General features: G+C 37.5%; 6 protein-coding genes. 1 reads left to right on the top strand and 5 read right to left on the bottom strand.

The annotated features are described in order from the left end of the window. Together LEP1GSC199_RS20715 and LEP1GSC199_RS22060 are read right to left on the bottom strand one after the other, a co-directional pair. Positions 1-188: helix-turn-helix domain-containing protein (locus LEP1GSC199_RS20715; protein ID WP_002978638.1), on the bottom strand; the 188-nt coding region annotated here is incomplete at its 3' end. Positions 189-239: 51 nt separating this feature from the next. Continuing rightward, the gene (locus LEP1GSC199_RS22060) at positions 240-371 is read right to left on the bottom strand and encodes a hypothetical protein (RefSeq protein ID WP_002978632.1); all 132 of its coding nucleotides are present in this window, start codon (positions 369-371) and stop codon (positions 240-242) included. 292 nt (positions 372-663) lie between these two features. Between LEP1GSC199_RS22060 and LEP1GSC199_RS05445 the strand changes: the two genes are divergently transcribed. Beyond that, entirely contained in the window at positions 664-1,470 is an 807-nt protein-coding gene (locus LEP1GSC199_RS05445) for a dienelactone hydrolase family protein (protein ID WP_039926173.1), read from the top strand. Here LEP1GSC199_RS05445 and LEP1GSC199_RS05440 read toward each other — a convergent pair. The 3 genes from LEP1GSC199_RS05440 to LEP1GSC199_RS05430 are packed head-to-tail and all read right to left on the bottom strand — an operon-like array spanning position 1,419 to position 6,999. Next, positions 1,419-4,529 carry an efflux RND transporter permease subunit gene (locus LEP1GSC199_RS05440; RefSeq protein ID WP_002978634.1) on the bottom strand — a complete coding sequence of 1,037 codons (3,111 nt, stop codon included), beginning with the start codon at positions 4,527-4,529 and terminating at the stop codon, positions 1,419-1,421. The two genes, LEP1GSC199_RS05445 and LEP1GSC199_RS05440, sit on opposite strands and share 52 nt — an antisense overlap. Before the next feature lie 2 nt (positions 4,530-4,531). Further along, the gene (locus LEP1GSC199_RS05435; RefSeq protein ID WP_002978622.1) at positions 4,532-5,671 is read right to left on the bottom strand and encodes an efflux RND transporter periplasmic adaptor subunit; all 1,140 of its coding nucleotides are present in this window, start codon (positions 5,669-5,671) and stop codon (positions 4,532-4,534) included. Next, entirely contained in the window at positions 5,668-6,999 is a 1,332-nt protein-coding gene (locus LEP1GSC199_RS05430) for a TolC family protein (RefSeq protein ID WP_002978647.1), read from the bottom strand. The genes LEP1GSC199_RS05435 and LEP1GSC199_RS05430 overlap by 4 nt, the downstream gene beginning before the upstream one ends. Positions 7,000-7,019 lie beyond the last annotated feature (20 nt).

Below are 7,019 nucleotides of genomic sequence, written 5' to 3'. Positions count from 1 at the left end.
ATGATTTGAGCATTTGATACTGAATAATTAATGAAAGAATTTCTTGAATAACCTTTAGATAATTCTCTGGAAATGCTTGAAGGACTTCGATTCAGTATCTTAGCTATACTTCTAATACTTTCCTCTTTAAATCGCATCTCAGCAATTACTTCCCTTTCTTTCAAATTAATTCTTGTATAATGATTCATTTATTAACACCTTATTCATTAGATTATCGGTGTTGCGTTAAAAATTTGATTCTACCTTTCTAAATATAGTTTGGAATCTGAGAATTGATTTTCGTAGATGGGAACAATTTCATTCCAATCGATCAACTCGTTAAAATGTTCCTGTAAATCTTCGTTGGTTTGAAAGTAGTTGCTTTGGATCATATAATTTCCTTTTGGATTAGAAGATAAATTTTATAGATGTGAGGCGATAAAAAAATAACCGTATAACAAAAAAAATTGGATTTGGTTTTTATAGGTGAACTGATCGGTATACCTTCTTCGTGGGAATGTTATAAAAACAAAAGAGAACGTAGTAACAAAATCATTGGATTGGTAGAAATCCTGCAGATTTGTTGAGAAATTAAGGTTTCTTTTTTACCATTCCGATTTAAAATTCTAAATCTATCTCCGTCGAAGGAACTAAAGTTTCGGTTTCTGGCGGAACAGGAGACGTATGAAACAACTCATTTCCATTCTTACCCTCGTTTTTGCCATACAATGTGCAAGCGTACCCACTTCAGAACTCCCCATAAAATCAACAATTTCGGGAACTCCAGTGGAATATAAATTGGACGGGAAAACTTATGAAGGTTATCTCGCTACTGATACCTCCATTAAAGAAAAACGTCCCGGCATTCTCGTGATTCATGAATGGTGGGGATTAAACGAGTATCCTAAACAACGGGCAAGACAATTGGCAGATTTAGGTTATGTTGCTTTTGTTATGGACGTTTATGGAAAAGGAATTCTTGCAAAAGACCATGTGGAAGCAGGAAAACTATCCGGTGCCAATGGCGATCCAAAAATTATCCTAAAAAAAATTAACAAGGCTCTTGATATATTAAAATCAAACCCCAATGTGGATTCTAGTAAAATTGGTGCCATTGGTTATTGTTTTGGTGGTGGTGGAGTCATCGAACTTGCGCTAGATGGTTCTGATTTAAAAGGGGGAGTTGTTTCCTTTCATGGTTTTTTAGGGAGTAAAAACTTGGCATCGGGTGTGAAAAAAATCAAAAGCAAAGTTTTAGTACATCATGGTGCGGATGATCCTTTTGTTCCAAAAGCTTCTGTAGAAACTTTTATCAAAACGGTAACAGATGCGAAGGCTCCTGTGACTTTTGTTTCGCACCCAGGAGCCGTTCATGGATTTACAAGACCTGGTTCCGAAAAACATGGACTACCAGGGTTGGCTTACAACGAAAAAGCAGACTATGCATCTTTTGATAGCATGAAGGCTTTTTTTGCAGCAAACTTTAAATAGACGAGAGGGAGTACAAAGAGGGTAAGGGCACTGGCTGACACTAACCCTCCTATCACTACGGTGGCAAGGGGTCTTTGGACTTCTGCACCGGGTGATGTGCTGATTGCCATTGGTATAAATCCAATGGATGCCAAAAGTGCCGTTGTGAGAACGGGACGAAGTCTAGAGATCGCTGCTTCTTTTACTGCCTCTTCTTTCCTTTTTCCCGACTGCTCTAAACTCCGAATGAAACTGATCAGCACAAGTCCATTGAGTACGGCAATTCCAAAGAGTGCAATAAAACCCACTCCAGCCGAAATACTAAATGGCAAACTCCTAAGATAGAGAGCAAAAATTCCTCCTGTGATGGCAAAAGGAACATTGAGGAAGATGATGATGGCCGCCGAAACTTCGTTAAATGCAAAGTAGAGTATCAAAAAAATGATAACGAGTGTGATGGGAACAACAACATAAAGTGTTTTTGTCGCCGATTCAAATTTCTCAAACTCACCCCCAGTTGTATAATGGTAACCCACTGGAAACTTGATTTCTTTTTGAAGAACATTCTGCACTAAACCCACTGTACTTACCATGTCCTTTCCTCGTATATTAAACTGAACTAGTGCATATCTGTTCTGGTTTTGATGATAAATTTGTAATGGTCCATCTTCGATTTGGATTTCAGATAATTCGTGTAAGGGAGCAAAAGTGTTTTTTCCCACCTTTACAGGTATATTTTTGATTTGTTCAGGGTTGGAACCAACATCCGTTTTTACGACAATTTCGAAACGTTTCATACCTTCATAAACAATGCCCGCAGGAACTCCTGAGGAGATGGATTCCGTGACGCGGTTGACATCTAAAATTGATTGGTCGTATCTTGCCAACTTATCTCTGTTAGGTTTGATTCGAAGGTATTCCAGTCCGTACAATTGTTCGATACGTAGGTCCACTACACCGGGAATGTGTTTGATTTTTGTGGAGATTTCTTCAGCAATTGATTTTAACTGAATCAAATCGTCACCAAATACTTTGATTCCTACGTCTGCTCGGATACCAGCCATAATTTCATTGTTTCGCATTTCAATTGGTTGTGACAATCCATAGGCTACTTGAGGAGCGACTCTTTCAATAATCTCTTGTAACTTGGACTCAATCTCTTGTTTTGTTAGGTTCCATTCTGACCTTGGTTTCATATCCATATACATATCCGTTTTTTCTACACCCATAGGTTCGATGGCCAATTCGGGAGATCCCGTTCTTGAAACCACCTCTGTGATTTCAGGTATTTCTTTAAGAATGGCTTTTTCTATTTTCATAGAAGATTGTAAGGATTCGGTTAAAGTAGAGGAAGGATACCGACTAATTTCGATTAACATATTCCCTTCATCTAATTTGGGAAGGAATTCTCCACCTAATCGAAAGAACAAAATGATCGAGAGAACAAGGATGCCGATAGTAGAATAGGTTACCTTTTTAGGTTCCTTCAGGCAATAGTCTAGTTTAGGAGTATACCAGTTATGGATTTTCTGGAAAAACTTTGTTTCTCCTTCTGCAATATGTCCTCCTTTCAAAAAATAAGATGCTAATACAGGGATGAGTGTAAGTGTTAAGAAAAATGCACCGATTAACGCAAATAGTACGGTTGTCGCCATTGGGATAAACATTTTACCTTCGGTTCCGCTTAAGGTAAGGATGGGTATGTATACAATTCCAATGATGATCTCACCATAGATGGTGGCCTTACGAACTTCAATCGTTGCAGTTAAAATTGTTTCTTTTTGTTCTTTGTCAGTTAGATCCCTTTTTAATTCTTTTCGTTTTAATCCTAAACGCCTATGTGAGTTTTCAATGAGGATGACTGCTCCATCGACGATGAGTCCAAAATCAATAGCCCCCATAGACATAAGATTGGCGGGAAGGTCTCGCATAAACATAAGAGTAATAGCAAATAACATAGCCAGGGGAATGACTGATGCAATCACGAGTCCCGACCGGAAATCACCAATCATCAGGAATAAAATAATGATTACAAGAATGGCTCCTTCTGATAGATTCCATACAATCGTGTTTAACGTACTTTTTACCATTATCGAACGATCATAGTAGGGTTTAATCTTCATACCAGTAGGTAGGGTTTTTTCGATCTGCGTGATTTTTTCTTTTACGGCTGTTGTCACTTCAAGTGAGTTTTCGCCGAGTAACATAAGTGTTACGGCTCCCACCACTTCCGATTTTCCCGTGGCAGTTGCAGCACCTTTTCTTAATCTTGGTCCTTCGATGATTTTTGCTATGCTGCTTAAATAAATAGGGAAACCGTCACCCATTTTTCCCACTTGAATTTTTTCAAAATCAGAAATGGTTTTTAGTAATCCATCACTTCCAACAATCAACTGTTCTCCGGACCTTTCGATGTATCCACTTCCTGTCGAAAGATTATTGGATTGTACAGCATTTACTATTTGGTTAAGCGATACACCGAGCGAGGCCGCTTTGAATGAGTCCACAATAACTTGGTATTGTTTTGTTTTACCACCGAAACTATTGACTTCTACAATTCCAGGTACTGTTTTGAGTGTTGGGTTTATATACCAATTCAAATAAGTGGTGAGTTCCATTTGGTTATGAAATTCACTTTCTAAAGTGAACTGAAATACTTCACCGAGTCCAGTGGTAATAGGACCGATTACTGGTTTCCCAAAAATAGCAGGAATGTTTTCCGAAGCTTCGGTTAATTTTTCACTGACTAATTGTCTACTTTTCCATAGATCAGTTCCATCGGCAAATACCGCAGTGACTAGAGAAAAACCATAACGAGAAACCGATCGTACTTCAATTAAGTTAGGAATTCCAGTGATGGCTCTCTCCACAGGTAATGTAATGTACTGTTCTATTTCCAAAGTTGACAAAGCCGGCGATGTTGTAATCACTTGCACTTGAACATTGGTAATATCAGGAACAGCATCTACTTTTAAATGGTTGAGTGAATAAAATCCACCAAACACTAGTAATACTGTTAAAATAATGACTAACAATCGGTTCTGTAAAGAAACCTGAACAATTTTTGTTAAAAATTCCATGATTATTCTCCACCAAACGTTGATTTGAAGAGAATGGCTTTGAGTTCAAAGGCTCCTTTGGTAACTACTCGATCTCCTTCCACAATTCCAGAAAGTACTTCGGTTTTTCCATCGGTAGTACTTCCGGTTGTGATTTCTATCCATTTGAATTCGTTTGTTAACAATTCTATAAATACAAATTTTCGATTCTGGTAAGACTGAATGGCAGCTTCCGAAATTTGAATTCCTGTTCTACCGTTGACACTTAAAGATGCTTTTCCAAACAAACCAATCTTTGCTTTACGGTTTTTATTTTTAAAAACAAGTCTTGCGTGCACTGTTCTGGATTCAGGATCTACTTTTTCACCAATGTGTTCTAAAACTCCTTCGAATTCTGAATCTGGGTATGCATTCAAAAAAATAGTGCCAGAAATTCCTTCCGAAAGGTATTTCAAATCGTTTTCAAAAATCTTTGCCTGAAACCAGAGATGAGAAAGTTCCGCAATCGTTGTTAGAATTTGGTTTCCTAAAACAATAGATCCTGGAATCGCATTTCTGGACAATGCAAGACCAGACCTTGGAGCAAACACCGTATACACTCCCGATGCAGAGTTATCTATCGCGAGTCCATTCGCTCGTAAATTTTCCTCTGCCGAAATTTTTTCTGATTCGAAAACTTTTAGGTTTGCTTCTGCATCAATAAGCTCTTGTTTGGCGGCCAAATTCATTTTTACTAATGAACTGATTCTATTTGAATTTTGTTCTGCGGCAGTGAATTTAGATTTTGCTACTAAATAGGAAGACCTGAGTTTTGCAAGTTCCGGGGAATCAATGGTTGCTAATTTTTGCCCTTTTTTGATGGAATCACCTTCCACAAAAAATACTGATGTAATACGTCCAGAGATCCTTGCTGGTACATCAATGATTGCATCGGGAACCGCTTCTGTTTCTCCAATCAGTTCAATTTTTGTTTGGATGGGTTCGGTTCTGACAACTTCCGTTTCTAAGGAGAGGTTCTTTCTATTTTCTCCTAATAATTTAACCATATCTTTGGGTTCTTCTGGATTTTCTAAACTAACGTTTGTTCCTCTAAATTTCCAGAAAAAGATAGAGAAGGCAATGAGAAGAAGGGAGCTAATAAGTAGTATTGTTTGTTTTTTCATGGTTTGACTCCTAATGAGTCGCTAGGTAGACCGAGAACACGAACCAGTTCGATTTGAGATAATTCAAATTCCGATTTTGTGTTCAGGTAGTTTAGTTTTGTTTGTAAAAGAATTCGTTGTTGGTTGATTGCATCTATAATTTTTATTTTTCCAAACCGGATTGCTTCTTGTAGGTTTTGCAAATCCGTTTCGGCTCGATCCATTTTTTGCATATCATAGAGTTTAATTTCCTCAGAAAGAGTTAAATAGTTAGTCAGTGCAAATAGAACTTCCTGTTTGATATTTCTCGAAACAGACTCTTTCAGTTCTTTGGAACTGTCAATTTTTGAAGTAGCTACGATAGTTTCTCCTTCATAGTCTCTCCATACAGTCATTGGGAAACTTAACATTCCGCCAACCACCCTCTCATTGAATCCGTCGTTTTGTGCAAATGCCCCTAAAGTTACATTGGGGATTTTTTGACGTCTAACTTCGTTTTGGCGTAAAATTGATAACTCTATTTCCTTTTCAGATAAGGAAAGTTCGGGGCGCATTTGCATTGCCATTTGGATTAAATCTAATTTCTCTTTTGGTAATTCTTTTGGTAAAACTAAATGATGGATTTGGATTGTATCCATTTCAAAAGGGACACCAAGTAAAACCTCTAGTTCCGATTTGGCATTTTCAGAGAGTCTATGTGTTTGGTTCCAAATCTTAAATATTCGAATTTCTTCTGATTCAGATAACGACTCATCAATACCGGGGGAAAGGCCTTCGTTCACTCTTGCTTTTGATATTTTTTTTAGTTCTTTAACAAGATTTAAACTATTGAGGCTATTTTCTTGTTCCAAATGAAGATAATGATACCTCGTTATTTTTTTTATAACATTAAACTCTAAAATTCGCCTTACAGACTCTAGACGAAATACTTGCGCCTTAAATTCCTCATCTGCGATTTGAACTGCAATTTCTCGTTTCCCATTAGTGAAAATTTCTTGGTTGACCATAACCTGAAAGTTATTTGCTCCTGTGGGTCCTGATAGGAAGGCAGGGCCAGAAGAATCGCCTTTTCTTGTTGCCACATAACTATTGAAAATGGGATTTGATGGAAAATAGTAAGAAGCAATTTTTTTTCTTCCGGAAATTTCTCTGAGTTTGATTTCTTCGATGCGAAAGTCAGGATGTTTATTAACAATGCAATGACTGAGCTCCATTATGGAATTGTATTTTTGACAATTGAATCCATAGGAATCATTTGATTCCGCCCGAAGTGGGACAAAGGTAATGTAGATATAAACCAAACAACTCAATACGATCGTAAGTTGTTTGGGGAAATGATAAAAATTCATGGAACCTCCCAAGTGTTCAC

This window comes from Leptospira vanthielii serovar Holland str. Waz Holland = ATCC 700522 (genome assembly GCF_000332455.1).
GTDB classification, from domain to species: Bacteria; Spirochaetota; Leptospiria; order Leptospirales; family Leptospiraceae; genus Leptospira_A; species Leptospira_A vanthielii.
This window is presented reverse-complemented; position numbering and strand designations above follow the sequence as displayed.